Source organism: Amycolatopsis sp. NPDC089917, from assembly GCF_040684635.1.
Lineage (GTDB): Bacteria > Actinomycetota > Actinomycetes > Mycobacteriales > Pseudonocardiaceae > Amycolatopsis.
The window spans coordinates 98161-125043 of record NZ_JBFBGL010000017.1 but is presented as its reverse complement, the minus strand read 5'-3'; the positions used below and the strand labels follow the sequence as shown (position 1 = coordinate 125043).

The 26883-nt window shown below is 69.3% G+C and carries 21 protein-coding genes; 7 read left to right on the top strand and 14 right to left on the bottom strand.

Features of this window, described 5'->3' with window-relative positions; all coding sequences use genetic code 11:
* Positions 1–3: 3 nt before the first annotated feature.
* From AB0N89_RS15395 to AB0N89_RS15380, 4 genes are all read right to left on the bottom strand, one after another.
* Positions 4–660 carry a histidine phosphatase family protein gene (locus tag AB0N89_RS15395; protein WP_364204768.1) on the bottom strand — a complete coding sequence of 219 codons (657 nt, stop codon included), beginning with the start codon at positions 658–660 and terminating at the stop codon, positions 4–6.
* Positions 661–1725 carry a phosphotransferase family protein gene (locus AB0N89_RS15390; RefSeq protein WP_364204766.1) on the bottom strand — a complete coding sequence of 355 codons (1065 nt, stop codon included), beginning with the start codon at positions 1723–1725 and terminating at the stop codon, positions 661–663.
* A complete protein-coding gene (locus AB0N89_RS15385) occupies positions 1722–2474 on the bottom strand; it encodes an SDR family oxidoreductase (protein WP_364204765.1) in 753 nt (250 codons plus the stop codon). The genes AB0N89_RS15390 and AB0N89_RS15385 overlap by 4 nt, the downstream gene beginning before the upstream one ends.
* Before the next feature lie 99 nt (positions 2475–2573).
* Complete coding sequence (locus AB0N89_RS15380; RefSeq protein ID WP_364204763.1) at positions 2574–3824, bottom strand: S8 family peptidase; 1251 nt, start codon at positions 3822–3824, stop codon at positions 2574–2576.
* 260 nt (positions 3825–4084) lie between these two features.
* Between AB0N89_RS15380 and AB0N89_RS15375 the strand changes: the two genes are divergently transcribed.
* Positions 4085–5035: a hypothetical protein gene (locus tag AB0N89_RS15375; protein WP_364204761.1), complete on the top strand. Its 951-nt coding sequence runs from the start codon at positions 4085–4087 to the stop codon at positions 5033–5035.
* Here the strand turns inward: AB0N89_RS15375 and AB0N89_RS15370 are convergent.
* A complete protein-coding gene (locus tag AB0N89_RS15370; protein ID WP_364204760.1) occupies positions 5032–6666 on the bottom strand; it encodes an acyl-CoA synthetase in 1635 nt (544 codons plus the stop codon). The genes AB0N89_RS15375 and AB0N89_RS15370 overlap by 4 nt on opposite strands.
* A 148-nt stretch (positions 6667–6814) precedes the next feature.
* Between AB0N89_RS15370 and AB0N89_RS15365 the strand changes: the two genes are divergently transcribed.
* Entirely contained in the window at positions 6815–8521 is a 1707-nt protein-coding gene (locus tag AB0N89_RS15365; protein ID WP_364204758.1) for a bifunctional 3'-5' exonuclease/DNA polymerase, read from the top strand.
* A gap of 193 nt (positions 8522–8714) precedes the next feature.
* Here the strand turns inward: AB0N89_RS15365 and hrpA are convergent, their stop codons facing one another.
* From hrpA to AB0N89_RS15335, 6 genes are all read right to left on the bottom strand, one after another.
* Complete coding sequence (gene hrpA / locus AB0N89_RS15360) at positions 8715–12599, bottom strand: ATP-dependent RNA helicase HrpA (RefSeq protein ID WP_364204756.1); 3885 nt, start codon at positions 12597–12599, stop codon at positions 8715–8717.
* A 69-nt stretch (positions 12600–12668) separates the two neighbouring features.
* Positions 12669–13832 carry a lactate 2-monooxygenase gene (locus AB0N89_RS15355; RefSeq protein ID WP_364204754.1) on the bottom strand — a complete coding sequence of 388 codons (1164 nt, stop codon included), beginning with the start codon at positions 13830–13832 and terminating at the stop codon, positions 12669–12671.
* A 13-nt stretch (positions 13833–13845) separates the two neighbouring features.
* The gene (locus AB0N89_RS15350) at positions 13846–15063 is read right to left on the bottom strand and encodes a cation:proton antiporter (protein ID WP_364204752.1); all 1218 of its coding nucleotides are present in this window, start codon (positions 15061–15063) and stop codon (positions 13846–13848) included.
* A gap of 41 nt (positions 15064–15104) precedes the next feature.
* Complete coding sequence (locus tag AB0N89_RS15345; protein ID WP_364204750.1) at positions 15105–15416, bottom strand: hypothetical protein; 312 nt, start codon at positions 15414–15416, stop codon at positions 15105–15107.
* A 49-nt stretch (positions 15417–15465) separates the two neighbouring features.
* Positions 15466–16026, bottom strand: coding sequence for a GNAT family N-acetyltransferase (locus AB0N89_RS15340; protein WP_364204748.1), 561 nt, complete (start codon positions 16024–16026; stop codon positions 15466–15468).
* Positions 16023–17498 (bottom strand): APC family permease, encoded by a 1476-nt coding sequence (locus AB0N89_RS15335; protein WP_364204746.1) that lies wholly within the window; start codon positions 17496–17498, stop codon positions 16023–16025. The genes AB0N89_RS15340 and AB0N89_RS15335 overlap by 4 nt, the downstream gene beginning before the upstream one ends.
* A 201-nt stretch (positions 17499–17699) precedes the next feature.
* Between AB0N89_RS15335 and AB0N89_RS15330 the strand changes: the two genes are divergently transcribed.
* The 3 genes from AB0N89_RS15330 (at position 17700) to AB0N89_RS15320 (ending at position 20498) form a co-directional block, all read left to right on the top strand.
* Positions 17700–18341, top strand: coding sequence for a GPP34 family phosphoprotein (locus AB0N89_RS15330; RefSeq protein ID WP_364204744.1), 642 nt, complete (start codon positions 17700–17702; stop codon positions 18339–18341).
* A 19-nt stretch (positions 18342–18360) separates the two neighbouring features.
* Entirely contained in the window at positions 18361–19527 is a 1167-nt protein-coding gene (locus AB0N89_RS15325; protein WP_364204742.1) for a saccharopine dehydrogenase NADP-binding domain-containing protein, read from the top strand.
* 119 nt (positions 19528–19646) lie between these two features.
* Positions 19647–20498 (top strand): chitosanase, encoded by an 852-nt coding sequence (locus AB0N89_RS15320; RefSeq protein WP_364204740.1) that lies wholly within the window; start codon positions 19647–19649, stop codon positions 20496–20498.
* 262 nt (positions 20499–20760) lie between these two features.
* On the opposite strand, the gene AB0N89_RS15315 is transcribed toward AB0N89_RS15320, so the two are convergent.
* The 3 genes from AB0N89_RS15315 to AB0N89_RS15305 are packed head-to-tail and all read right to left on the bottom strand — an operon-like array spanning position 20761 to position 22943.
* Complete coding sequence (locus tag AB0N89_RS15315; protein ID WP_364204738.1) at positions 20761–21768, bottom strand: PHP domain-containing protein; 1008 nt, start codon at positions 21766–21768, stop codon at positions 20761–20763.
* Positions 21769–21786: 18 nt separating this feature from the next.
* Positions 21787–22290 (bottom strand): metallophosphoesterase, encoded by a 504-nt coding sequence (locus AB0N89_RS15310; protein WP_364204736.1) that lies wholly within the window; start codon positions 22288–22290, stop codon positions 21787–21789.
* Positions 22290–22943, bottom strand: coding sequence for a GntR family transcriptional regulator (locus AB0N89_RS15305; RefSeq protein WP_364204735.1), 654 nt, complete (start codon positions 22941–22943; stop codon positions 22290–22292). The genes AB0N89_RS15310 and AB0N89_RS15305 overlap by 1 nt, the downstream gene beginning before the upstream one ends.
* 35 nt (positions 22944–22978) lie before the next feature.
* On the opposite strand from AB0N89_RS15305, the gene araD reads away from it, so the two are divergent.
* Together araD and AB0N89_RS15295 are read left to right on the top strand one after the other, a co-directional pair.
* Positions 22979–24697 (top strand): L-arabinonate dehydratase, encoded by a 1719-nt coding sequence (araD, locus tag AB0N89_RS15300; protein ID WP_364204733.1) that lies wholly within the window; start codon positions 22979–22981, stop codon positions 24695–24697.
* Positions 24698–24846: 149 nt separating this feature from the next.
* Positions 24847–26649 (top strand): VanW family protein, encoded by a 1803-nt coding sequence (locus AB0N89_RS15295; RefSeq protein WP_364204731.1) that lies wholly within the window; start codon positions 24847–24849, stop codon positions 26647–26649.
* Positions 26650–26883 lie beyond the last annotated feature (234 nt).

Genomic DNA, 26883 nt, shown 5'->3' with positions numbered 1-26883 from the left:
CTCCTAGCGGTAGGTGAGCAGTTCCGCGGCTTCCGCCTCGAAATGCGGATGTTCGTTGAACGACAACAAGGTCACGCCGCCGCGGCCGGACACCAGTTTGGTGATGCCCGCGTTGACCGTGACCCGGTTCAGTTTCAGCAGCCCGGCCTCGGGCGTGCCCATGAGCGCGCCGCAGGCCGTCGCGATCACGCCACCGGAGCTGAACACGACGGCGTGTTCGCCCTTGCCCAGCGACGCCACGACGTCGGCCAGCGCGCCCTTGACCCGCTCCAGGAACTGGGGCCAGGTCTCGGCGCACGGGCCGGAAGCTCCCGCGGAGACCCAGGAGCTCAGCGCACTGTCCAAAGCGGACTGATACGCCCGCGAATCGTTCTGCCGTGCGCCGCCCGCGTGATGCTTCGCGATGTCGACGTGGTCGTACTCGTTCCAGCGTTCGTCCTCGACGACGGCGATGCCGGAGCCGAGCACCTTCAACGCCGTCGCGGCCGTGTCCCGTTGGCGGGCGAGGGAACCCGACCGCGCCTGGGAAAACTCGACACCGCGTCGCAGCAGTTCCTCACCGACCACAGTGGACTGCTCGAAGCCGCGCGGCGAGAGCTGGTCGTAATTCTCCGCGCCGAACGACGCCTGTCCGTGCCGGACCAGGTAGATCGCACCCATCTACGCGCGTCCTCCTCCGATGATCCGGCGGCAGCGCCCGTCGAGGTAGCCGACGAACTGCCAGAGATCCTTCAGCGCCGGGTTGGTCGTCTGTCCTTCGTGGAACCGGTAGTAGATCTGCTGGATCACCACCGCGAGCCGGAACAGGCCGTACACCTCGTAGAACGTCCAGTCGCCGATCGCGAGACCGGACCGCTCCGCGTACCGCCGGACGAATTCCTCACGCGTGTACATCCCGGGCACGTGCGTCGGCTGGCGGCGGCTGAGCTTCATGACGTCGTCATCGTCGTCCTGCACCCAGTACGCGAGGGTGCTGCCGAGTTCCATCAGCGGATCGCCGAGGGTCGCCATCTCCCAGTCGAGGACGCCGATGATGCCGAGGTCGTCGTCGAGCACCAGGTTGTCGAGCCGGTAGTCGTTGTGGATCAGGCAGATCTTCACCTCGGGCGGCTGGTTCTCCTTGAGCCACGCCATCACCTCGGCGCAGTCCGGGACGTTGTCCGTGCGCGCCTTGAGGAACCGCTCCGACCAGCCGCGCACCTGACGCTCGACGTACCCGGCGCCCTTGCCGAGATCGGCCAGCCCGGCGGCCTCGACGTCGACGGCGTGCAGCTCGACCAGCCTGTCGACGACCTTGCCGCACAGCTCGCGCGCGCTCTCCGGTGACAAAGCGAAACCAGCGGGCAGATCACCGCGCAGGATCAGGCCCTCAAGGCGTTCCATCACGTAGAAGTCGCCGCCGAGCACGGTTTCGTCGTCGCAGAAGGCGAGGACCTCGGGCACGTAAGGGAAGACCGGGCGCAACGCCTGCTGGACCCGGAACTCGCGGCGCATGTCGTGCGCGGACGCGGCCTTGTGCCCGAGGGGCGGGCGACGCAGGATCAGTTCCCGGTCCGGATAGGTCAGCAGGTACGTGAGATTCGAGGCGCCGCCCGGGAACTGGCGCACCTCGGGCGGCGTGTCGCCGAGCCCGGGCACTCGCTCGGCCAGCCAAGCGTGCACCGCGCCGGGATCGAACGCGTCCTCGCCGCGCACCTCGACGGTCTTGTCCGCGGCCAGGGTCATGCGAACTTCTTCAGCACCGACACCGGCACGAACCGGAACACCTTCGCGAGCAGCGTCCACGGCCACGACGGCACGAACGCCTTGGCGGACTCGGATTCGATCGCCTTGACCATCGCCTGCGCGCCCGGTTCGGCCTTGGTGGCGAGCGGGATCTTCGAGATGTCCTCGTTCATCCCCGATTCGATGAAGCCGGGCAGCAGCTGGGTGACCTTGATCGGCGTCTTCATCAGCTCGATCCGGGTGCCCTCGGCCAGCGCGGAGACGCCTGTCTTCGACGCGGCGTACGCGGTCATGTTGCCGGGGAAGGGGCGAAGCGCGGAGAAAGAGGAGACGACCACGAGGTGGCCTTCCTTCTGTTTCCGGAAGATGCCGACGGCGGCCTCGATCTGGGCGGCCGCGGCGAGGAAGTTCGTCTGGAGCGTCTGACGGTTGGCGTCGAACCGGCCGGAACCCATCGGCTGCCCCTTGGCCAGCCCCGCGTTCACGATCACGCGGTCGAGGGAGCCGAGTTCCTCACGGAACTCCTCGAAGACGGTGAAGACCTGGTCGTGGTCGTTCACGTCCAGCTTCCGGGTGACCACGGTGATGCCGGGATACGCCTTCTTGAGCTCCGCGGCGAGGGCGTCGAGCCGGTCGACGCGGCGGGCGGCCAGCGCCAGATTGCGGCCTCTGGCGGCGTACTGCCTGGCCATTCCTTCGCCGAGTCCGGAGCTCGCCCCGGTGATCAGGATGTTCTTCCGCAGGACCATGGCTGGAGCTTACCCGTTGGTAACAAGTCCGGCGTCCCTCGGACAGATGGCTGCCCCCGGCGCCTGGAGTTCGCCGGGGGCAGCCTGTCCGATAGGGCTTTACTTCACCTGGAGCAGCTTGTTCGCGGTGCCCCCGGTCGGGTTGCTGATCTTGCCGTCGGCAGCCGCGGCGACCAGGCCTTCGGAGACCTGGGCCGGCGTGGCGTCCGGGTGCGCCGAGAGGTACAGCGCGGCGGCGCCGGCGACGTGCGGCGAAGCCATCGAGGTGCCGCTGATGGTGTTGGTGGCGTCGTCACCGGTGCCCCACGACGACGTGATGTCGACGCCCGGGGCGTACAGGTCCACGACCGAACCGTAGTTCGAGAAGCTGGCCTGCTTGTCGGTCTTGTCGCTGGCGGCCACCGTGATGGCCTCCTTGACGCGGGCCGGGGAGGTGGTGCCGGCGTCGGCGGACTCGTTGCCCGCCGCGAGCGCGAAGGTCACACCCTTGCCGATGGCTCCCTTGACCGCCTCGTCCAGGGCGTCGTCCGCGCCACCGCCCAGGCTCATGTTGGCGACCGACGGGGCCTTGGCGTTCGCCGCGACCCAGTCGACGCCGGCGACGACACCCTCGGTGGTGCCGCTGCCGTTCGCGTCCAGCACCCGGACGCCGACGATCTTGACGCCCTTGGCCAGGCCGTGCTCGGTGCCGCCGATGGTGCCGGCGACGTGCGTGCCGTGACCGTGCTCGTCCTGGGGGGTGTCGTCGTTGTCGATGAAGTCCTTGCCACCGACCGCGCGGTCACCGAAGTCCTTGTGCGAACCGCGGACACCGGTGTCGATGACGTAGGCGGTGACGTTGTCGGCCTTCGTCGGATAGGTGTACTTGTTGTCGAGCGGCAGGTCCGCCTGGTCGACGCGGTCCTCGCCCCACGACGGCGGGTTGTCCTGGGTCTCGCTGATCTTGAACGTCTTGTTCTGGACGACGTACGCGACCTGCGGGTCGGCGGCGAGACGCTTCGCGGCGGCCTCGTCGGCCTTGATCGAGAAGCCGTTCAGCGCCGAGCCGTACGTGCGGGACAGCGTGGTGCCGTACTGACCGGTGAGGCCCTGCGCCTTGGAAGCGACGTTCGCCTTGACCTCGTTGGCCGCGGCCACGCCCTGGCCGACCGCGGTGGGCTTGAGGACGACGATGTAGCTGCCGCCGACCGCGTTGGCCACGCCTGCGTCACGGATCTCGCCCTGCTGGGCGGCGTTGGCCGCACCCGCGCCGAACGTGGCGACAGCCGCGGTGACACTGGCGAGGGCGACCCCCGCCACGAGGCCGCTACGGGTCTTTCGGGACTTCAGGTTCTTCCGGGACTTGCTCACTGGTTCCCTTCCTGCCGCGCCGTGCGGATCACCCGGGAGGATGATCGTTGCTGTGGCCATGCAAACCGGTACGCCAGGGGGCGGGCAATGATTCACAGTTACCAGTACTAGGCCGAAAGGAGTAGCGACGCTCGTCCGGAAAGTCGTTTTCGCCTGGCAGAAGGCGCCCCTGGAGCGTTACCTCCGACTGATAAAGTTATTCGTGTTGTTATCAACCGGACGGGTCGAGAAAACGGCAGGCGGGGGCGGTCGGGCGGCATATGGTGGCGGGGAGCGCGGCGGACCGAGTGACCACGGACGATGAAGAAGAACCGCGTACCGCTTTCGCCACGGCGTTGCGTTCGGCCATCGCCACCAGCGGGCTGAGTCTCGACCGTATCCAAGCCCGCCTGCTCGCTCGAGGGGCGTCGGTCAGTGTCACCGCATTGAGTTACTGGCAGTCCGGTAAACGCCAGCCGGAGCGGCAGAGTTCGCTGTCCGCGGTCCGGGTCCTCGAAGAGGTCCTGGCGATTCCCGCCGGTTCGCTGCTGAGCCTGCTGCCGCCACCGCGGCCGCGCGGGGCGTCGTCACGCCGGAGCCGGGCCACCACCGAACAGCCGCTGACCTTCCCGCTCGAAGCGCTCCAGGCGCTGCTGGAGAAGGTCGGCGCGCCCAACGCGCTCGAACAGCACCATCAGCTGAAACTGGTCGGCCTGCACGACCTGTGCGAGATCGCCGAGGACGGCGGGCAACGCGCGGTGACGGCGCGGGCGGTGTTCCAGGCGGGCGCGGACGGGCAGGACCGCTGGCTGCTGGTCTACGCCCAAGGCGATCCCGAGGCGGGCCCGCCGGTGCTGAACACGCTGCGCAACTGCCACGTCGGCCGCGCCGAGGTCGACGACGAACACGGGCTCACGGTGGCCGAACTGCTCTTCGACCGGCCCATCGACCGCGGCGAGACCCACCTGATCGAGTACTCCCTGACCAACCCCGGGCCGCCGTACCCGGAATGCCGGAACACGCATTACCGCGAGTTCCGGCGCCCCGTGCGCGAATACCTGCTGGAGATCCGCTTCGACTCGGACACCGTCCCGGAGAAGTGCTGGCAGTACTCCAGGCAGGGCACTTCGCCGCTGGACCGCCGCGACCTGAAGCTCGACCAGAACAACGGCGTCCACGCCGTCGCGCTCGACTTCGGTCCCGGCGTCTTCGGCATCGACTGGGAGTACTAGTGGAGCTTGTTGCGCAGCACCTTCCCGGTCGCGTTGCGCGGTAGCTCGTCGAGGAACTCGACGTCCCGCGGCACCTTGTAGCGGGCGAGGTTGGCCTTGACGTACTCGCGCACGCCGTCGACGTCCAGTTCGGACTTCTCGGCCCGGACGACGAACGCCTTCAGCCGCTGCCCGAACTCGGGATCGTCGACGCCGACGACCGCCGCCTCGAGCACGTCCTCGCGTTCGACCAGGAGGTTCTCCACCTCGATCGGGAACACGTTCTCGCCGCCGGAGACGATCATCTCGTCGTCACGGCCGTCGATGAACAGCAGGCCGTCCTCGTCGAAGTGGCCGACGTCGCCGCTGGAGAGCAGCCCGTCGATGATCTCCTTGTTCCGGCCGTCGGTGTAGCCCTGGAAGCTCAGCCCGCTGCCGACGAACACCCGGCCGGTGACGTGCGGCTCGGTGATCTTGCCGCCCTTCTCGTCGTACAGCGCGACCTTGCAGCCGACCGGCGCGCGGCCGACCGTGCCCGGCGCCTTGCGCCAGTCCTCGGGGGTCGCGACGGTCGCGACCGCGACCTCGGTCGAGCCGTAGAGGTTGTGCACGACGTCGCCGAACGCGGCGGTCGCGCGGTTCCCGAGGTCCGGGGACAGCGCCGAGCCGGCGACGAAGATGATCCGCAGCGACGACGTGTCGTACTTGGCGCGGACCTCTTCGGGCAGGTCGACGATCCGCTGCAGCATCGTCGGCACGAGGACCAGCGTGGTGCACCGGCTTTCCGCGACCCCGCGCAACGTCTCCTCCGGCACGAACTTGCGCCGCATGACGACCTTCGAGCCGAGCGCGAAGGACAGGATGAACTGCGACAACCCGGTGCCGTGGAACAGCGGCGCGCCCATATAGGTCGCTTCGCCGGTGCGCAGCGGGATGCGGTCGAGGAACTGCGCGGAGGCGAGCGCGGAGGTGTGCGGTCGCGGCGCGCCCTTCGGCGTCCCGGTGGTGCCGCTGGTCAGCAGGATGAACCCGCCCGGTTTGGCGGGCGCGGGCCACGCGCGGTCGTCGGTGCTGGCGACCAGTTCGGTGACGACCGGGATGTCGCGCGAGCGCGCGGTGTCCGAATCGACCCACGCGAGGTAGTGGTCGACGTCGCCCTCGACCGCGTCCAGCAGGTCGGTGAACTCCTGGTCGTACACGAGCGCGGTGACGCCTTCGCGCTTCGCGACGTCCGCGAGCTGCGGTTTGGCGAACCCGGTGTTCATCAGCAGCAGCTTCGCGCCGAGCTTGCCGGAGGCGAGCATCGTCAGCACGAGACCCCGGTGGTCGCGGCACAGCGCGGCGATCACCGATCCCGGGCCGAGGCCACGTTCGGACCACGCCCTGGCCAGCGCGTTCGACTGGGTGTCGAGCTGCTTGAAGGTCAGCGGGCCGAGCTCGTCGATGATGCCGGTCGCGGTCGGGTCCCGGCGGGCGGCGATCATGTTCGCCCCGGCGAACGGACCCCACTTCCGCACCATGACCAGCGAGCGCAGGCCTTCGTCGACGCGCGGGATCGGGAGCAGGCCCGCTTGGCGCATCACGTCGATGCTGCGCACGGTCTCGGTCACCTTGCCCGCCACCAGAGTGGCGAGGCCGGTGGGGTTTCTCATCCGGGCACCTCCGTTGCTGCTGCGGCGAGACACCATGCCGACGGCGTTCGCGTACCGGCGGTATGGGTTGCTACTCGACAGTAGCCGACCGATAGCGCAGGCGCACTAACCGTCTGGTGACAGAAATGTCGGTGGGAACCACCACAATGTGAGTGTGCAGGCGATCGCAGGTCAAGAGGAAGACGGCGGCTTCGCGATCTCGATTTCCGGACAGCCGCCGCGGCTCGGCCTGAAGATCCCGGAGTTCGTGGACGAAGTACGGAGAGCGGAGGCCGAGCACTCACCTCGGTGGGTGTTCCCGTCGGTCGAACAGGCGTACCCGGCGTTGATCAAGGCAGGCGTCCGGGTGCGGCGCTGTCACGACCTGGCGCTGACCGAGGGGCTGTTGCTGGCCCACGAGGGGCGCCCGCAGGAGTCGCGGAGCCTGCGCGCGGCACTGGCCAGGGCGAACGGCGAGGAAGCGCCCGCCGACGAGCCTCCGTTGTGGGCCGAGGACGACCAGCCGACGCTGTTCGAGACGCGCGGCCCGCGGCTGCCCACCGGCGTCACGATGGTCGACGCGGCGCGACGGGTGCTGGCCGAGCAGGAGAAGCGGGTCACGCTCACCGAGCATCCCGAGCGGCTTCGGCTGCTGTTCGCGGCGGAGTCGGCGAGCGCGCTGGCGGCCGCCGAGATGTCGGCCGACGGGCTGCCGTGGCGGGCGGATCTGCACCTCGACCTGCTCGCCGAGCAGCTCGGCCCCCGCGTCCCGGCCGGGCACCGGCCGAAGAAGCTGGTCGAACTGGCGGCGAAGATCAGCGACGCGTTCGGCGGGCGCCCGGTGAACCCGGACGCCCCGGCCAGCGTCGTCCGGGCGCTCGGGCGGGAGGGCATCGAGGTCAGCTCGGCCAGGAAGTACCTGCTGCGCGACATCGACCATCCCGCCGTCCCGCCGCTGCTGGAGTACAAGGAGCTTTCGCGGCTGCATTCGGCCAACGGCTGGACCTGGCTCGACGAGTGGGTGCACGACGGCCGGTTCCGCCCGCATTACATCGTCGGCGGGGTCGTTTCCGGCCGCTGGGCGAGCCGGGGCGGCGGCGCGCTGCAGATCCCGAAGGTGCTGCGGACCTGCGTCCGGGCCGATCCGGGCTGGAAACTCGTGGTCGCCGACGCCGCGCAACTGGAGCCGCGCGTGCTGACGGCGTTGTCCGGTGACCGCAAGCTCGCCGACGTCGCCGCGGCCACGGATCTGTACGCGAGCCTGGCCGAGGCGATGTTCTCCGGGGTGCGCCGCGTGCCGGTGCCCGCGTGGGACGACAGGGACGATCGGGACCGGGCGAAGATCGCGATGCTGTCGGCGATGTACGGCGGCACGTCCGGCGAGGCGGGGCCGCTGCTGGCGTTGCTGCGGACCAGGTTCCCGGACGCGGTGTCCTACGTGGAGCGCGCGGCGCAGGCCGGGGAACGCGGTGAGCGCGTCCGCTCCCGGCTGGGCCGGACCTCACCCGCGCCGTCGGAGGCATGGCGCGCGCTGACCGGCGGTGTCGCGGAGGACGAGGCCGGTGAGCTCAAGGCGCGTCAGGCGTCGCGGAACTGGGGCCGGTTCACCCGGAACTTCGTCGTGCAGGCGAGCGCGGCCGACATGACCGCGGTCCTGCTGGCGACCCTGCGCGGGAAGCTCCCCTCCCCCGCTCATCTGGTGTTCTTCCAGCACGACGAGGTCCTGGTGCACACCCCCGCCGAGTTCGCCGACGAAGTCTCACAGTCCATTGTGGACAGTATGGCGGAGGCGGCGCGGATGCTGTTCGGGGCCGCCTGCCCGGTCCGGTTCCCCCTGCACATCGCCGCCGTCGACACCTACGCCGACGCGAAGTGACCCTCGCACCGTGTCGTCCCTCCAAGCACGCGTGTCGTCCGTCTGATCACGCGAGTTCGCTCTCCAATCACGTGAGTTCCGCCTCCAAGCACGCGAGTCCCGCTCTTCGCCATAGCGAGCACGCGTGACTGGGCGGACGACACGCGTGATCAGACGGACGACACGCGTGATTGGGGGCGCGGAACACGCGTGATCAGGCCAAGGCGGCGTCGTCGAGGGCCTTGATGACGCGCTTCAGCGAGACCGGGTGGGCGGTGCCGAGTGTCTGGGCGAAGAAGCTCACCCGGAGTTCCTCGATCATCCACCGGATCTCTCGCAGCGCGGGAGACGAAGTTCCCGGGGGCAGGGCGTCCAGCGCGGACCGGTACTCGGTACGCAGCCACGCGATGTCGCCGGTCCGCTGGATGTCGCGGGTCGGCTCGGTCGGGAGCTTCTCCAGCCGCCGCTCGATCCCGCGCAGGTACCGGACGACGTGCTTCAGCCTGTCCTGCCCGGTTTCGGTGACGAAACCCTTGTGCACCAACCCGTCCAGCTGCGCACGGACGTCCGCGAGCGAGTCCTTCGGGCCTCGCGTGTCGGCCAGCCGCGTCTCGACGTCGTTCGCCGCGCGCAGGATCTTCTCGACGTTGGTCAGCACGTCGAGCACTCCGGCGTTCAGCCCGGCGCGCACCTTTTCCAGCAGGACGGCGAAACCGGCCTCGTCCCAGCGCGGTCCGCCGTTGTCGGCCACCAGCTTGTCGACGGCGCAGTCGACGCAGTCTTCGAGCAGCGCCGCCACCGAACCGTGCGGATTCCGGTTCAGCACGAGTTTCGAGGAGTTGCCGAGGTTGCGGGTGATGAACTTCATCGGCGACGGGATGTTCAGCCGCAGCATCCGCCGCGTGCCCGCCCACATCGACTGTTCCTGCTGCCCCGGCGTGTCCAGCAGCCGCACCGCGACGGTGCCGCCCTCGTCCACCAGCGCCGGATACGCCTTGACGTCGTGCCCGCGCTGCTTGCTCGCGAACACCTTCGGCAGCTCGCCGAACGCGGGCGTCGTGAGGCCCTGGCGCTCGATGCTGTCCGCGGCCTTGGAGATCGTCGCGCGCACCTGGCCGCTCAAATCGCGTTTGAGCGCCTCGACGTCCTTGCCCTCGGACACCTTCTTGCCGCGGACGTCGACCACGCGGAAGGTCATCTTCAGGTGCTCGGGCACCATCGACAGCTGCCAGGCGTCGTCGGGGATCACCACCCCGCGCAGCGCTTCCAGCTCGTCGGCGACGACGTGCAGGAGCGGCCCGTCCGCCGGCCCGACCCGGGAGAGCACCAGCTTCGCGTGATCGGGCGCCGGTACGAAGTTGCGCCGGATCGCCTTGGGCAGCGACTTGATCAGCTGCGTCACCAGTTCTTCGCGCAGGCCGGGGACCTGCCAGTCGAAGCCGTCCCCGGTGACCTGGTTCAGCACCGGCAGCGGGAGGTGCACGGTGACGCCGTCCGCGTCCGCCCCGGGCTCGAACTGGTACGTGAGCTTGAAGGTCTGGTTGCCCTGCGTCCAGAAGTCGGGGTAGTCGGCTTCGCGCACGCCACCCGCGGTCTCGTTGATGAGCATCGTCTTCTCGAAGCTCAGCAGATCGGGCTGGGTGTGCCGAGCCTTCTTCCACCAGCTGTCGAAATGCCGCCCGGAGACGACGTCGGCCGGGACGCGCTGGTCGTAGAACTCGAACAGCGTCTCGTCGTCGACCAGGATGTCGCGACGACGGGCCCGGTTCTCCAGGTCCTCGACCTCGTCGAGCAGCGCGCGGTTCTCGCGGAAGAAGTGGTGCCGCGTCTCCCAGTCGCCCTCGACCAGCGCGTGCCGGATGAACAGCTCGCGGCTCACTTCGGGGTCGATGCGGCCGTAGTTGACGCGCCGGTCGGCGACGAGCGGGACGCCGTACAGCGTCACCTTCTCCTTCGCCATCACCGCGCCCTGCTTGCGTTCCCAGTGCGGCTCGGAGTAGTTCCGTTTCACCACGTGCCCGGCGAGCGGTTCGACCCATTCCGGCTCGATGCGCGCGTTGACCCGGCCCCACAGGCGCGACGTCTCGACCAGTTCGGCCGACATCACGAACCGCGGCTGCTTCTTGAACAGCGCCGAACCCGGGAACACCGAGAACCGCGCCCCGCGCGCGCCGAGGTAATCGCCCTTCGCCGGGTCCTTGAGCCCCACATGCGACAACAGCCCGGCGATCAGCGACGTGTGCACACGTTGCGGATCGACCGGGCCGGCGGTGGCGAGGGTGATGCCGAGCGGTTTGGCCAGCTGACGCAGCTGGCTGAAGATGTCCTGCCATTCGCGGATGCGCAGGTAGTTCAGGTACTCGTTGCGGCACAGGCGGCGGAACTGGTTGCTGGACAACGTCTTCTGCTGCTCGCTGACGTACTCCCACAGGTTCAGGTACGCCAGGAAGTCGGACGTCTTGTCCGCGAACCGCGCGTGCTGTTCGTCGGCCGCCTGCTGTTTCTCCGCGGGCCGCTCGCGCGGGTCCTGAATGGACAGCGCGGCGGCGATGATCATCACTTCGCGGACGCAGCCGTTGCGCGAGGCCTCCAGCACCATCCGCGCCATCCGCGGGTCGACCGGGAGCAGCGCGAGCTTGCGGCCGGTCTCGGTGAGCTTCTTGCCGTCCGACATCTCGAACGCGCCGAGCTCCTGGAGCAGCTGCACGCCGTCGGTGACCTGGCGGCGGTCCGGCGGCTCGACGAACGGGAACGCCGCGATGTCGCCGAGGCCGAGCGAGGTCATCTGCAGGATGACCGACGCGAGGTTGGTCCGCAGGATCTCCGGATCGGTGAACTCCGGCCTGGCGTCGAAGTCGTCCTCGGAGTAGAGCCGGACGCAGATACCGTCCGACGTCCGGCCGCAGCGGCCCTTGCGCTGGTTCGCCGACGCCTGCGAGACCGGCTCGATCGGCAGCCGCTGGACCTTGGTGCGATGGCTGTACCGCGAGATCCGGGCGGTGCCGGGGTCCACGACGTACTTGATGCCCGGCACGGTCAGCGACGTCTCGGCGACGTTGGTGGCGAGCACGACGCGGCGCCCGGTGTGCCGCTGGAACACGCGATGCTGGTCCGACGACGAAAGCCGCGCGTACAGCGGCAGGATCTCGGTGTTGCGCAGGTCCTGTTTGGACAGCGCGTCTGCGGCGTCGCGGATCTCCCGCTCGCCGGAGAGGAACACCAGGATGTCCCCGGGCCCCTCGTGCTGGAGTTCGTCGACGGCGTCGCAGATGGCCTGCGTCTGGTCGCGGTCGGCGTCGGCGTCCGGATCGTCCGGGTCGATGATCGGCCGGTAGCGGACCTCGACCGGATACGTCCGGCCGGAGACCTCGACGATCGGCGCGTCGCCGAAGTGCTTCGAGAAGCGCTCCGGGTCGATCGTCGCCGACGTGATGATCACCTTGAGGTCGGGGCGGCGCGGCAGGAGCTGTTTGACGTAGCCGAGGATGAAGTCGATGTTGAGGCTGCGCTCGTGCGCCTCGTCGATGATGAGCGTGTCGTACTGCCGCAGCATCCGGTCGGTCTGGATCTCGGCCAGCAGGATGCCGTCGGTCATCAGCTTGACCAGGGTGTCCTGGCCGGACTGGTCGGTGAAGCGGACCTTGTAGCCGACGGCCTCGCCGAGTTCGGTGTTCAGCTCGGAGGCGATGCGGTCGGCGACCGTGCGGGCGGCCAGGCGCCTCGGCTGCGTGTGCCCGATCTGGCCCCGGATCCCGCGGCCGAGTTCGAGGCAGATCTTCGGCAGCTGGGTCGTCTTCCCGGACCCGGTCTCGCCCGCGACGATCACCACCTGGTGGTCGCGGATGGCGTCGGCGATCTCGTCCTTCCGCTGGCTGACCGGCAGCTCTTCGGGATAGGAGATCTTCGGGACGCCGTCGCGGCGGCGGGTGACCCGCAGTTCGGCGGCCTCGATGTCGGCCTCGATCTGCGCGGTGATCGACTCGGCGTTCCGCGCTTTCCGGGCACCGTCGAGCCGACGCCGGAGGCGGTGCTCGTCGCGCGACATCAATTCGGGCAGGCGAGCGCGCAGGGCGCCGAGCGGGGAAGGTTGAGCAGCCATGACCGGCACCAGGATAGCCGTGTGTGACGATCAGGGCCTCCGAATATGCCGGAGGCGACATCCCGCTGGTCAGGACCGGGTGAGCGACCCCGGCGTGAGGTCGGCGGGCGTCCGGTGCCCGGACAGGCCCATGGTCAGGTCCAGGTCGGCGAGCAGGCTCCGCAGCACGTGCCGGACGCCGTCCTCCCCCGCGTGCGCGAGCCCGTAGACCCACGGCCGCCCCACCAGCACGGCCTTCGCCCCGAGCGCGAGCGCCTTGGCGATGTCGGCGCCGGTGCGGATCCCGGAGTCGAACAGGACCTCCAGCCGGTCGCCGACCGCGGCCACGATCTCCGGGAGCACGTCGAGCGAGGCGACGGCGCCGTCGACCTGGCGGCCGCCGTGGTTGGACACGACGATCCCGTCCATCCCGGCCTCGACGGCACGGCGCGCGTCGTCGGGGTGCTGGATGCCCTTGAGCACGATCGGCCCGTCCCAGTGTTCGCGCAGGAAGGGCAACCGGTCCCAGGTGCTGTCGGTACCGGTGATCATCGAGATCCAGCGCAGGATCGCGGTGGGCGCGTCCTCCTCCGGCGTCTTCTCCAGCAGGCCGCGGAACACCGGATCGCTCAGCGGGACACCGAGTCCCTCGCCCTTGATGAACGGCAGGTACGCGTGGTCGAGGTCGTTCGGGCGCCACGCCAGCGTCCAGGTGTCGAGCGTGACGACGAGCGTGGTGAAGCCCGCGGCCTTCGCCCTGGCCAGGATGCTGGCGCAGACGTCGTTGTCGGTCGGCCAGTACAGCTGGAACCAGCGCGGTCCCTCGCCACTGGCCTCGGCGACGGCCTCGATGCTCGTGGAGGACGCCGTCGACATGACGTAGGGCAGGCCGACCGACGCCGCGGCGCGCGCGGCCGCCGGTTCGGCCCCCTCGTGCACGATCGACTGGACGCCGACCGGCGCCAGGAGCACCGGCGCCGGCAGCGGCGTCCCCAGGACCGTCGTCGACAGATCGCGTTCGGTGGCGCCGGTGAGCATCCGGGGCACCAGGCGCCAGCGGTCGAACGCCTCCCGGTTGGCCCGCGCGGTGGCGCCCGAACCGGCCGACCCCGCGACGTACCAGAACGGCCCGGGCTCCAGGATCTCCCGCGCCGACTCCTCCAGCTTCGTGGCGTCGGTGGAGCACGGCGGGAGGATCCCGCCGAGCCCCTGCAGGTAGATCTCGTTCTGATAGCCGCCGAACCGCTCGGTCACCCGGGCCTCCTCGTCACGTCACCGGTGCCGGCTCTTCGCGGTCCCGGGTGGTCGAATCCTGCCGGACGATACTCGCCGGTAGCAACCAGGTGAGTTTCTCCGACCGGATGACCGCGATCGGACCGATCACGGCCAGCAGCAGGACGTAGCCCGCGACGAACGGCGCGACCCGCGAGTCCAGTCCGGCGGCGGTCGCCATCGCGGCGAGCACCAGGGAGAATTCGCCGCGGGTGAGCACGGTCAGCCCGATGTTCACCCCGGCCTGGCGGCCGAACCCGTTCAGCCGCGCGGCCAGCGCGCCCGCGCCCAGGTTCAGCACGATCGTCAGCGCGACCGCGATCAGCACCGGCACGACCACCGAACCGACCGCGTTCGGGTCGATGCTGAGCCCGAAGATGAAGAAGAACAGGGCGCCGAACGCGTCCCTCAGCGGGAGCACCAGCTTGTGGATGCGCGGCGCGACCTTCGACCCGCCGAGCATCATGCCGACCATGAACGCGCCGATGGCGTCGGACACCCCGACCTCCTCGGCGACGGCGGCGCCCATGACGGCGACCCCGACGAAGCAGACGGTCAGCAGTTCGTCGTCGGCCGAGCCGAACAGTTTCGACACCACCCGGCCGCCCCAGCGGGCGAGCGCGACCATCACGATCAGGAACACGAAGGCCTTGCCGAAGTCGACGACCGCCGTGGCGAAACTCCCGGCCCCGGACAGCACCGGCTGCAGCAACGCCAGGTACAGCGCGAGGAAGATGTCCTCGATCACGATGATGCCCATGATCAGCCGGGATTCGGGGTTGTTCATCCGGCGGGCTTCGAGCAGGAGTTTGGTGACGATCGCCGACGACGAGATGCCGATGGCGCCGGCGATGACCAGCGCTTCCCGGGTTCCCCAGCCCAGCAGGAAGCCGAAGGCGAGTCCGCCGCCGATGTTGAGGATCAGGTAGACCAGCCCGGACCAGACGAGTTTGCGCCCGCCCTTGGCGAGGTCGTCGAGGGAGAACTCCAGGCCGAGATAGAACAGGAGGAAGACGAGACCGAGCCCGGCGAGGACGCCGAGTTCTTTCGGATCGTCCACAAGGGACAGTCCGGGGGTGTTGGGGCCGAAGACGAAACCGGCCAGCATGAACAGGGGGATCGTGGGCAGCCCGATGCGGGCGCCGGCTCTGGCGATGACACCGGCGGCGAGGAACGCCCCGCCGACGGCCAGCAAGGCATGACCGGAACTCATGGAGACCTCCGATGGTGGCTGAATGCGGGATGAGGACCGGTTCAGCCCGGAGGTGCCCGCGCGGGAGCCTGGGGCACCGCGCGGGTGATGACGACGGGTTCACCCTGTTCGGGGACGGGACCCGCGTCGAGGAGGTCGACCGTCGCCGTTTCGGCGGGCAGGTCGGCCAGGGGGATGGCTTGGCCGCCGTGGAAGGCGGGCAGCGGATGGGTCGCGAAGACGGCGACAGGGTCTTCCTTCGCCGTACGGCCGTGCCCGTGGGGAACGGTCGGCGTTACGAAGGCGAAGACGAGCAAGATCAGCAGGAAGAAGACGGAACGGTGCCGTGGGGCGGGGGCACGGTTCGTCGTCATCTGCCCGCGACTTTACCAGTCCTTTATAGACAAATCGACGAGAGATCTGTCACGGTTCGCGCCACATGGGCTGCATCGGCGGCCCGCCCTCGACCGCGAAAGCCGGGCCGTGATCACGGAAACCCAGCCGCCGGTACAGCTTCGCGCTCTCCGGGCTGCTCGCCTCCAGGTACGCGGGAACGGCACCGTTGCGGTCGAGCCCGTGCCGCAGCAGCCAGCCGCCGATCCCCTGCCGCTGCGCGTTCTTGCGGACGCCGATGAACTGCGCGTGGTGGTACTCGCCGCCGGGGGCACGCTCGGTCATCACCGCGAACAACGCCGCGAGCCTGCCGAGCTCTTCCCCGGTGAGCCCGGCGAACGCGTCGCCGTCGATGTCCTCGTCACCGCCGGGCGTCCAGAGGACGGCGGCGGAGAGGTCGTCGGTGACGTCGATGTGGCCGCCCGCGGCCACGGTCGAGCGCACGATCGCCCAGTGGAAGATCTTCAGCGCCGCCGGACGGCGCTCAGCGTCGGGGAAGACCCACACGCTGACCGGATCGTCGTGGAAGGCCTCGGTCAGCACGTCGACGACGGTGTCCATTTCGGACGGTTCGGCTGAGCGCACGATCATCGCCCCGCCCGGAGTTTCGCTGGTTCTTCGTCTTCCCCTTCGAGCGGACCGCCGATCGCGGCGTAGGTCTCGGGATCGCGGGTCCGCAGTACTTCCGCGCGCAGGAAACCGGCCAGGGCCGCGACAGCCACGAGACCGGGCAGCCCCCAGCGCAGCAGGAAGCCGCCCGCCGGGCCGAGCAGCAGGTCGAAGTTGAGCAGGATCAGCGCGAGGACGGCCGACAGCGCGAGGATCGCCAGCCCCGGCGCCATCCATCGGCGCCAGGCGTTTTCGGCCTGACGGCGGCGTTTGAAAAAGCCGATCACCGAAAGCGAGACGGCGATCATGATCACCACGACACCGGTCGACGCCGTCGTGCCGAGCCAGGTGAACAGTTCGGTCACCGGGTCGCGGCCCGCGATCGCGAACAGGGACACCACGACGAGGGCGAGCGCGGTCTGCGTGAGCGAACCGGCGGCCGGCGCGCCCGTGCGCTTGCTCGTCTTGGCCAGCGAGCGCGGCAGCAGCCCTTCCCTGCCCAGCGCGAAGAAGTAGCGCGCGACGGCGTTGTGGAAGCTCAGCAGCGCCGCGCACTGGCCGGTCACGAAAAGCGTGTACGCGACGTCGGAGAACGTCTCGCCGAGATGCCGCCCCGCCAGGTTGAACAGCAGATCCGGCCCCTGGGCGGCCGCGGTGGTGACGATGACGTCGGGTCCGGCGCCCACGGCGAGCGCGAGCGACGAAACGACGTAGAGCACCGCGGTGAGACCGATCGCGGCGAACGTCGCCCGGCCGACCGTGCGGCTGGGGTCCCGGGTCTCCTCGCCATAGGTCGCCGCGCCTTCGAAGCCGATGAAAGCCGCGGCGGAGAAGGCGAACACCGCGCCGACGCCGGTGGTGAACAGGCTCGACGGCTGCAGCGGAACCCAGGAAACGCTGCCACCGGCGGGATTCGCGAACAACGCGATGTCGACGATGGCGACGACGGCGACTTCGAGGCACAGCGCGACCCCGAGCACCTTCGCGTTGAGGTCGACCCGCAGGACGCCGAGCGCGCCGACGATCAGCACCATCACCAGCGCGCACAGCCACCACGGCGGCGGGGATCCGGTCAGCGTGCCCAGCCAGGTCGACACCGACCAGCCGAACAGGCCGTAGATGCTGATCTGGATGGCGTTGTAGGAGATCAGCGTGACGAACGCGATCCCGGCGCCGGTGGACTTCCCGACCCCGTTGGCGACGTAGGGATAGAACGCGCCCGCGTTGGTGATGTAGCGGCTCATCGCCGCGTACCCGACCGCGAACAGGCCCAGGATCGGGGCGAGCAGGAGGAACGACAGCGGGACACCGATACTGCCCGTGACCGCGTAGTTCGTCGGGACCCCGCCCGCGATGGCGAAGAGCGGGCCCGCCGCCGCCACCACGAAGAAGACGATCTGAGCGGCTCCGAGCCGCCGTTGGCCGAGACCGCGCCGCGGTCTGTGCGTACCCATGAACCGTCCCCCCGGACGTCTGTTTGTCGGCGAACGCGGTCGGTTCGCGTTCTTGATCTTGCGAAAGCCATCCCACCTTAGGGCCGGGCACGCGAGCGAGATACGTCCGTTCAGGCTAAAAACGGACCTCGGGTCGCAGTGGTACGCGGCCTACCGCTACTTTGGCCGTCCCGCACTACAACGCCGGAGGGCGTGCCATTCATGCGTCGGCTGACGTTGGTCGATTCCTTGTTCTTCCTTGCCCACGACGAGTTCACCGGAAAACCCGCGCTGCGCCGCACGGGACTCGGCATCGGAATGGCCGGTGCCGCGCTCTGCGATCTCCTCCTCGCCGAGCGGATCACCGTGGAACGCAAGCGAATCCGGCCGCTGACCCGCCGCGGTCTCGCGCATCCCCCGCTGGATCGGGTGTTCTCGGAAATCCTCGGCGAACGCGAGCCGCACACCGTCCGGGAATGGGTCGACCATCTCCGGCAGGATCTCGGGGAAACGGTCGCGGACAATCTGCTCCGCACGGGAGTGATCAACCGCGAGACCGACCGGGTGCTCATGCGCAAGAATCACCGGTACCCGCCGCGGGATCTGCTGATGTCGACGGCCGCGCGCAGCAAGGCGAGGACGGCCGTCCTCGGCACCGAGCGCCCCGACCCGCATTCGGTCTGCCTGGCCCTGCTGGCCTGGACCGTCGGCCTCGACGACCTCTGCGAGCCGGAACTCGACCGCGCCGGCCTGCGGACCTGGGCCGAAGCCACGCACCGGGAACTCCCGAAGGCGCTCGCCGAGCTCATCTCGGGCGTGGACGCCGTGGGCGCCGCCGTCGTCTACACCGGCGACAGGCGATGACCGGCGGTAGTGTGGCGCGATGCCCACCGAACGTGATCACGACGTCGTGCTGTTCGGCGCCACCGGGTTCACCGGTGGCCTGACGGCGGACTATCTCGCGCGCACCGCGCCGCCCGGCCTGCGTCTCGCCCTGGCCGGACGCGATCCCGGCAAGCTGGAAGCGTTGCGGGAAAACCTTTTCTCGATCAACCCGGACTTCGGCGAACTGCCGCTGTTGCGCGCCGATGTCTCCGATGTGGACTCGCTGCGAAAGGTCGCGGAGTCCACGAAGGTCGTCGCCACCACAGTCGGCCCGTACGTCCACTACGGAGAGCCCCTGGTCGCCGCGTGCGCCGAGGCGGGGACCGACTACGCCGACCTGTGCGGCGAGCCCGAGTTCGTCGACAAGATGTACCTCGCCCATCACGCCCGCGCGGCCGAGACCGGCGCGCGGCTGGTGCACGCGTGCGGTTTCGACTCGATCCCGCACGACCTCGGCGCCCTGTTCACGATTTCCCGGTTGCCGCAAGGGAAGCCGGTCCGGATCGACGGCTACGTGCGGGCGGGCGCGGCGCCTTCGGGCGGCACGTTCCTTTCGGCGCTGACCGCGTTTTCCCGGCTGTCTCCGAGCATCCGCGCCGCCCGCGACCGCGCCGCCGCCGAACCCCGGCCGGCGGGCCGTCGCGCACGGACCTCGCTCGGCACCCCGCACCGCAGCCCCGACGGTTTCTGGGCGGTGCCGCTGCCGACCATCGACCCGATGATCGTCGCCCGCTCCGCCGCCGCCCTCCCGGCGTACGGCCCCGACTTCACCTACCGGCATTTCGCGGCGATCAAACGGCTTCCGACGGTGGTCGCCGGCGCCGCCGGGATGGGCGTCCTGTTCGGCGCCGCCCAGATCCCGCCCGCGCGACGGGCGCTGTCGAATCTGCTGAAGCCCGGCGGCGGACCGGACGAGCAGCGGCGCGCGCGGTCGTGGTTCTCCGTGCGGTTCCACGCCGAGAGCGATGGCGAACGCGTCGTGACCGAGGTGTCCGGTGGCGATCCGGGCTACGGCGAGACGGCCAAGATGCTCGGCGAGTCCGCCCTGTGCCTGGCGCTGGACGACCTGCCCGAGACGGCCGGGCAGGTCACCACGGCGACCGCGATGGGGCAGGCGCTGATCGACAGGCTGAGTGGCGCGGGGCTGCGCTTCGCGACCTTGTAGCAAAAATCTTCCACCAGATCGACCCCTTGCCGGAAACTGTCACCCCTGGTTATCGTGTCCGCACGCCGCAGCTACACCGATCAGAAAATGACAATTCTCTGTGGAAAGGGACACCTTTCATGAGTGACACCCTGCGGCCCGCGATGCGTCGTGCTCTCGGCGCTGTTTCCGTCCTCGCTCTCGCCGTTTCCGGCCCCGTCGCGCTCTCTTCACTAGCGTCCGCCGAGCCCGCCCCGGCGTCGGTGTCGATCTTCGCCTCCGGTGGCGACCTCGCCTCGCCGGAGAAGAAGGAGATCGCGATGCAGATCGTCTCCAGCGCGGAAAACTCTTCGCTGGACTGGAAAGCGCAGTACTCCTACATCGAGGACATCGGCGACGGACGCGGGTACACCGCCGGCATCATCGGGTTCTGCTCGGGCACCGGCGACATGCTCGACCTCGTCGAGCGCTACACGAACTCGGTCCCGGACAACCCGCTCGCGGAATACCTCCCGGCGCTGCGGAAAGTCAACGGCAGCGATTCGCACGAAGGCCTGGGCGGCGGTTTCGAAAACGCGTGGAAGGAGGCCGCCGGACGCGCGGACTTCAAGGAAGCGCAGAACGGCGAACGCGACCGCGTCTATTTCGACCCGTCGGTGAACCAGGCCAAATCGGACGGGCTGGGCGCACTGGGACAATTCATCTACTACGACGCCATCGTGATGCACGGCCCGGGCACCAGCCAGGACAGCTTCGGCGGCATCCGCTCGACCGCGATCCAGAAGGCGAAGCCGCCGTCCCAGGGCGGCGACGAGAAGGCGTATCTGAAGGCGTTCCTCGACGCGCGGCGCGTGGTCATGAAGCAGGAAGAGGCGCACGCGGACACGTCGCGGATCGACACGGCCCAGCTGGTGTGGCTCAACGACGGCAACCTCGACCTGCACACTCCGCTGAAGTGGAAGGTCTACGGGGAGCCGTTCGAGATCAACTAGCGCTCGGCACGCTTCGAGTGTCGAGTCCGTGAAGGCCTCCTTGAGGGACTCTGGGTCCCTCAAGGAGGCCTTCACGGACCGGTGACCAGCGAGGCGAAGGGGACTTCCGCCTTACCCCGATAGCCAGCCTTGCCACTCACGGCCACCGGACCGGGCCGGTGTTTTCGCGTGACTGGTCGGACGGCGCGTGTGATCAGATGGACGACACAGGTGATGGCCCGGACGACACGCGTGCCGGCCCGGTGCTAACCAGCCATGCCGCTCACGAGCCCGACAGGCCAGGGGCCAGCAGGTCTTCGGCGGTCCGCGTGTTGATCACCCGGTCCGGCTCGATCCCCAGCTCGGTGGCCCGCACACAGCCGTAGACCAGCCAGTCCAGCTGTCCCGGCGCGTGCGCGTCGCTGTCGATCGCGAAGTCGCAGCCCAGGTCCACGGCCAGGCTCAGCAGCCGCGTCGGCGGATCCCGGCGTTCGGGACGCGAGTTGATCTCGACGGCGACGCCGTTGTCCCGGCACGCGGTGAACACCGCTTCCGCGTCGAACTCCGACTCGGGCCGCTTCCCGCGTGCCCCCATCACCAGCCGTCCGGTGCAGTGCCCCAGCACCCGGACCCGCGGATGCTGGACGGCGGCGATCATCCGCGGCGTCATCTCCTTGGCGGGCATCCGTAGCTTCGAATGCACGCTCGCGACCACGAAATCCAGCTGCTCCAGCAGGTCTTCCTCCTGGTCCAGCGTGCCGTCGAGGTGGATGTCGACCTCGATGCCGTGCAGGATCCGGAACGGCGCCATCGTCTCGTTCAGTTCCGCGACGACGTCCATCTGCCGCCGCAGCCGCTCGGGTGAGAGGCCGTTGGCGACGGTCAGCCGCGGCGAATGGTCGGTCAGCACCATCCATTCGTGCCCGAGCGCGCGGGCGGCCTCGGCCATCTCCTCGATCGGGCTCCCGCCGTCGGACCAGTCCGAATGGGTGTGGCAGTCGCCGCGCAGCGCGGCCCGCATCGGACCGCCGTCGGGCAGCTTCGGCTCGCCGATCTTCTCGAAGTACGCGGGACGGCGACCCGCGAGGACGTCCTCGACGACGGCCGCGGTCGCCTTGCCGATGTTCGGCAACGCGGTCAGCGTGCCCGCCTCGGCACGTTTGCGCAGGTCGTCGGGCTTGACCTTGGCGATCACCGAAGCCGCCTGCCGGAAGGCCCGCACCCGGTAGCTCGGTTCGCCCGCGCGTTCCAGCCGGAACGCGATCTCCCTCAACGCCTGCGCCGGTTCCATGGCTCCCTGTCTACCCCGTCAGCGGCGAAGAGGCAGCTCATGAAGAGCGACGTCGCGCAGCTCGCCGTCGCGGATCTCGGCGGTCTGATAGGTGCAGAACGGCTGACGACGCCGGTCCGTCGGCGAGCCGGGGTTCAGCAGCCGCAGCCCGTTCGGCGTGACCGTGTCCCAGGGGATGTGGCTGTGCCCGAACACCAGGACGTCGGTGTCCGGGAACTGTTTGTCGCAGCGCCGCTCGCGTCCCTGCTTGCCGCCGGTCTCGTGGACGACCGCCAGGGCTACGCCGCCGAGGTCCGCCCGCGCGATCTCGGGGAGCCTCGCCCGCAGGTCCGCGCCGTCGTTGTTGCCCCAGACCCCGATGAGCCGCTTGCTGCGGGCTTCGAGCTCGTCGAGCAGGGCGAGCTCGACCCAGTCGCCGGCGTGGACGACGACGTCCGCCGCGTCGGCCTCGCGCCAGACCTGATCCGGCAGCGCCTTGGCGCGCAGCGGCAGATGCGTGTCGGCGACGATCAGCAGGCGCATCACTCGGCTCCGATCGCCCCGAGGATCCGGTCCAGGAAGTCGCCGATATGCGCCCGCAACAGCCCGGCCGCGCCGTCGGCGTCACCCTTCTTCGCCGCCGCCAGCACCGCCTTGTGCTCGTTCCATTCCTTGCGCCAGCTGGGATTCGCCTCCCAGCCGACCACGCTGATCAGCGCGGCTCGGTCCTTGAGGTCGTCCAGCATCGAGACCATCAGCGGATTGCCGCAGCCGCTGTAGAGCGCGCGGTGGAACCGGCGGTTGAGCAGGCTCAGCGCGGCCTGGTCCTTGTCCGCGATCGCCGCCGACGCCTCCTTCAGCGTCTCCGCGGCGTCTTCGAGCGGCGAGCGCCGTTCCACCGACCGGCGCACGGCTTCGGGTTCCAGCACCATGCGGACGTCGTAGACCGACTTCGCCAGCTCCGCGTCCACCACGCACACCGAGGCGCCCTTGTACGGGCTGAACGTCACGAGCCCCGAGTTCGACAGCACCTTGAGCGCCTCGCGGACCGGGGTCTTCGACACCCCGAGCCGGGCCGCGAGTTCGGCTTCGACCAGCGGCTGCCCGGGTGCGAGCTCGCGCGTGAGGATGCCGCGGCGGATCTCTTCGAGCACCACTTCGGTGCGGGAAGCGGGCAGGCTGAAGGTCGACGACATCGGTCAATCATATATGAGATGTCATACTCGGAGGTATGAAAGCCCCCGAGGATCTCCGCAGCCACCGCTGGTTCGGCGGCGACGAACTGCGCGGGTTCAGCCACCGCGCCCGGAGCAGGCAGCTCGGTTACAACCCGGAGGAACACCTCGGGAAGCCCGTCATCGCGATCCTCAACACCTGGAGCGACATCAACCCCTGCCACCTGCATCTGCGCGAACGCGCGGAACAGGTCAAACGCGGGGTGTGGCAGGCGGGCGGATTCCCGCTGGAGTTCCCGGTCGCGACGCTGTCGGAGACCTTCCAGAAACCGACGCCGATGCTCTACCGCAACCTGCTTTCGATGGAGGCGGAAGAGATCCTGCGGTCCTATCCGATCGACGGCGCCGTCCTCATGGGCGGCTGCGACAAGACGACGCCGGCGTTGCTGATGGGCGCGGCGAGCGCGGGCCTCCCCGCGATCTTCGTGCCCGCGGGCCCGATGTTGCGCGGGCACTGGCGGAACGAGGTGCTCGGCAGCGGCACCGACATGTGGAAGTACTGGGACGACAAGCGTGCCGGGCTGATCGGCGACGCGGAACTGTCCGAATTGGAGCGTGGGCTCGCCCGCTCCCCCGGGACCTGTATGACGATGGGGACGGCGTCCACGATGATGTCGGTCGCCGAAGTGCTCGGACTGACCTTGCCCGGCGCGGCGTCGATCCCCGCCGTGGACTCGGCGCACCACCGGATGGCCGCGGCGAGCGGCGCGCGGGTGGTGGACATGGTGTGGGAGGACCTCGCCATCACGAAGATCCTCAACAAGCGCGCGTACGCCGACGCGATCACCACCGTGCTGGCGCTCGGCGGCTCGACCAACGCCGTCATCCATCTGATCGCGATGGCCGGCCGCGGCCGGATCCCTTTGTCCGTCGGCGATTTCGACGCGATCGCGCGCCGGGTCCCGGTGCTGGCGAACATCCGGCCCGGCGGGGACTGGCTGATGGAGGACTTCTATTACGCAGGAGGGCTTCCCGGTCTGCTCTCGCGGCTGACCGATCTGCTGCACACCGAACGCGTCACGGTCACCGGCCGGACTCTCGGCGAGACACTGGAAACGGCGCGGGTGCACAACGACGACGTCATCCGCCCGCGCGGCAACCCGGTCGCCGCGGAAGGCGGAGTCGCCGTGCTGCACGGAAACCTCGCCCCTTCGGGCGCGGTGATCAAGCACATCGCCGCGGACCCGCGGCTGCTCGTCCACACTGGACCGGCGGTGGTCTTCGACGACTACAAGGACTTGAAGAAGCGCATCAACGATCCCGCGCTCGGCATCACCGAGGACTCCGTCCTGGTGCTGCGCGGATCCGGTCCGCTCGGCGGCCCCGGCATGCCCGAGTACGGGATGCCGCCGCTGCCCGATCACCTGCTGGCCAAGGGCGTCCGGGACATGGTCCGCGTGTCCGACGCCCGGATGAGCGGCACCAGTTACGGCGCGTGCGTGCTGCACGTCGCGCCGGAATCCCACGTGGGCGGGCCGCTCGCGCTGGTCCGCGACGGCGATCCGATCACTTTGGACGTCCCATCGCGACGGCTGAGCCTCGACGTCGATGATGCGGAATTGCAACAACGCCGGGCACGGTGGACCACGCCGCCCCCGCGGTACGAACGTGGTTACGGCGCGTTGTACACCGAACACATCACGCAAGCCAACGAAGGCTGTGACTTCGACTTTCTCGCGAGAGTGGGCGAAAATCCGGAACCTGACGCCCAGTGACCACCCGACGGAGTGACTCGCTCACCCAACCGGGCGAGTTGCAGGCACACAAAACGCCCCCCGTATCTTGAACGTACGTCCGGAACGTGTGGAAGGCCCGGATGTTCGATCACGACGTCCGGCCCCACCGGACCGTGGAGGGTGGAAAGTTGCCGCAGGAACCGCGCTGGCCCGAGTCCCACGCTGAGCAGACGGACATTCTCCCGGTCGTCACGCCCGGGTTCGCGGAGTCTGCCACGCCCCAGGAGCCCACGCCACCGAAGCGCCGTCGCAGCTACCGCAAGGCCGCCTTCATCGGCGGCGGCGTGTTCGGCCTGCTGGTCGTCGCGTACGCCCTCGACGTGCTGGTCTCCCAGGGCAGCGTCCCCCGCGGCGTCACCGTCGCCGGGGTCGACGTCGGCGGGATGGACCGCACCGCGGCCGAGAAGGAGCTCCGGGGCGGCATCGAACCGCGGCTGACGCGGCCGGTGAAGGTCGTCGCGGGCGACGCCCAGGAGTCGCTGGCGCCGAACAACGCCGGCCTGCGCCTCGACTGGCCCGCCACCCTGGACCAGGCGGGCGACCAGCCGCTGAACCCGTTAACGCGGATCGCGTCGTTCTTCACGACCACCGAGGTCGGCGTCGTCACGCAGACCGACGACGGCAAGCTCACCGGGGCGCTGGAGAACCTGCGTGACAAGGTCGACCGCGACCCGGTCGAGGGCACCGTCCGCTTCGAAGAGTCCAAGCCCGTCGCGGTCGAGCCGAAGACCGGGCAGAAGCTCGACGTCGAGGCCGCCAAGAAGACCATCCTGGACCGCTGGGCCACCGGCGAGCCGCTGACGCTCGCCGTCACCCAGACCCCGGTCAAGGTCTCGCCGGAAGCCGTCCACGCCGCCCTCGACCAGATCGCGAAGCCCGCCGTGTCGGCGCCGATCGTCATCAAGGGCGAGGGCAAGGACGCGATCGTCAAGCCGGAAGCCATCGCGACCGCGCTGACCTTCGAACCCGCCGACGGCGGCGTGCTGAACCCGAAGGTGGACAACACCAAGATCATCGAAGCCGCGGGCCCGCAGCTGAAGTCCACTGAGAAGGAGGGCAAGGACGCGCAGATCGTCTTCGAAGGCGGCAAGCCGACCGTCCAGCCCTCCGAGGACGCGAACGTCGTCGACTGGGAGCCGAGCCTCAAGCCGGTGCTCGACGTGCTCAAGCGCGACGCGCCCCGCGACCTCGCGGTGACCTACAAGAAGACCCCGGCCAAGGTGACCACCGAGCAGGCGAACCAGCTCGGCATCAAGGAGGTCGTCAGCGAGTTCAAGACCGGCGGGTTCGCCCCGGACTCGGGGACGAACATCCGGGTCGTGGCGCAGAAGGTCAACGGCGCCATCGTGAAGCCGGGCGAGACGTTCAGCCTCAACGGGTTCACCGGGCCGCGCGGCGCGCCGCAGGGGTACGTCGAGGCCGGTGTCATCAAGGACGGCGCGCCCGGCCGCGAGGTCGGCGGCGGGATCTCGCAGTTCGCGACCACGCTCTACAACGCCTCGTACTTCGCCGGCATGAAGGACACCGAGCACAAGGAACACAGCTACTACATCAGCCGTTACCCCGCCGCGCGCGAGGCGACCGTGTTCCAGAACCACAACGGCGGCAGCGTGATCGACCTGAAGTTCACGAACGACGGCGACACCGGCGTCGCGATCCAGACCGTGTGGACGCCGTCGGACATCACGATCCGCTTGTGGGGCACCAAGAAGTACACCGTCGAGTCGGTCGCCGGCGGCCGCACCAACCCGTCCGACCCGCCGACGAAACCCGGCCCGGCCGAGAACTGCAAGCCCAGCAACGGCGCGCCCGGCTTCACCACGTCGGACACCCGGATCATCAAGGACGCCGCGAGCGGCCGCGAGGTCCGGCGTCACACCCGGAACGTCCACTACAACCCGCAGCCGAAGATCACCTGCGGCACGGAGTAACCCGCTCTCTTCCCGTGAAGGCCCCCTTCATGGCGTCCAGCGCCATGAAGGGGGCCTTCACTGCGTGAGGTGTGGCCGAAACCTCGATCTGATGAAGATTCGGACAGTACGGCGCCGGAGGGCGAGAAACTGATCTTGCGTGGCGCGAGCGCCACCGGGTTCTCCAGACCTGAACGCAGCTCACAAGCCGGACAGGAAACCGACAGCGGCCGCACCCAAGTACACCCGCTCGCC

Excerpts from the sequence above, each read along its gene's own strand:
- AB0N89_RS15350 (WP_364204752.1), bottom strand. The coding sequence starts at position 15,063 with ATGAGTTCCGGTCATGCCTTGCTGGCCGTCGGCGGGGCGTTCCTCGCC.
- AB0N89_RS15310 (WP_364204736.1), bottom strand. The coding sequence starts at position 22,290 with ATGCGCCTGCTGATCGTCGCCGACACGCATCTGCCGCTGCGCGCCAAG.
- AB0N89_RS15330 (WP_364204744.1), top strand. The coding sequence starts at position 17,700 with ATGCGTCGGCTGACGTTGGTCGATTCCTTGTTCTTCCTTGCCCACGAC.
- AB0N89_RS15305 (WP_364204735.1), bottom strand. The coding sequence starts at position 22,943 with ATGTCGTCGACCTTCAGCCTGCCCGCTTCCCGCACCGAAGTGGTGCTC.
- AB0N89_RS15340 (WP_364204748.1), bottom strand. The coding sequence starts at position 16,026 with ATGATCGTGCGCTCAGCCGAACCGTCCGAAATGGACACCGTCGTCGAC.
- AB0N89_RS15370 (WP_364204760.1), bottom strand. The coding sequence starts at position 6,666 with ATGAGAAACCCCACCGGCCTCGCCACTCTGGTGGCGGGCAAGGTGACC.
- AB0N89_RS15320 (WP_364204740.1), top strand. The coding sequence starts at position 19,647 with ATGAGTGACACCCTGCGGCCCGCGATGCGTCGTGCTCTCGGCGCTGTT.
- hrpA (WP_364204756.1), bottom strand. The coding sequence starts at position 12,599 with ATGGCTGCTCAACCTTCCCCGCTCGGCGCCCTGCGCGCTCGCCTGCCC.
- AB0N89_RS15395 (WP_364204768.1), bottom strand. The coding sequence starts at position 660 with ATGGGTGCGATCTACCTGGTCCGGCACGGACAGGCGTCGTTCGGCGCG.
- AB0N89_RS15325 (WP_364204742.1), top strand. The coding sequence starts at position 18,361 with ATGCCCACCGAACGTGATCACGACGTCGTGCTGTTCGGCGCCACCGGG.
- AB0N89_RS15345 (WP_364204750.1), bottom strand. The coding sequence starts at position 15,416 with ATGACGACGAACCGTGCCCCCGCCCCACGGCACCGTTCCGTCTTCTTC.
- araD (WP_364204733.1), top strand. The coding sequence starts at position 22,979 with ATGAAAGCCCCCGAGGATCTCCGCAGCCACCGCTGGTTCGGCGGCGAC.
- AB0N89_RS15375 (WP_364204761.1), top strand. The coding sequence starts at position 4,085 with ATGGTGGCGGGGAGCGCGGCGGACCGAGTGACCACGGACGATGAAGAA.
- AB0N89_RS15335 (WP_364204746.1), bottom strand. The coding sequence starts at position 17,498 with ATGGGTACGCACAGACCGCGGCGCGGTCTCGGCCAACGGCGGCTCGGA.
- AB0N89_RS15315 (WP_364204738.1), bottom strand. The coding sequence starts at position 21,768 with ATGGAACCGGCGCAGGCGTTGAGGGAGATCGCGTTCCGGCTGGAACGC.
- AB0N89_RS15385 (WP_364204765.1), bottom strand. The coding sequence starts at position 2,474 with ATGGTCCTGCGGAAGAACATCCTGATCACCGGGGCGAGCTCCGGACTC.
- AB0N89_RS15390 (WP_364204766.1), bottom strand. The coding sequence starts at position 1,725 with ATGACCCTGGCCGCGGACAAGACCGTCGAGGTGCGCGGCGAGGACGCG.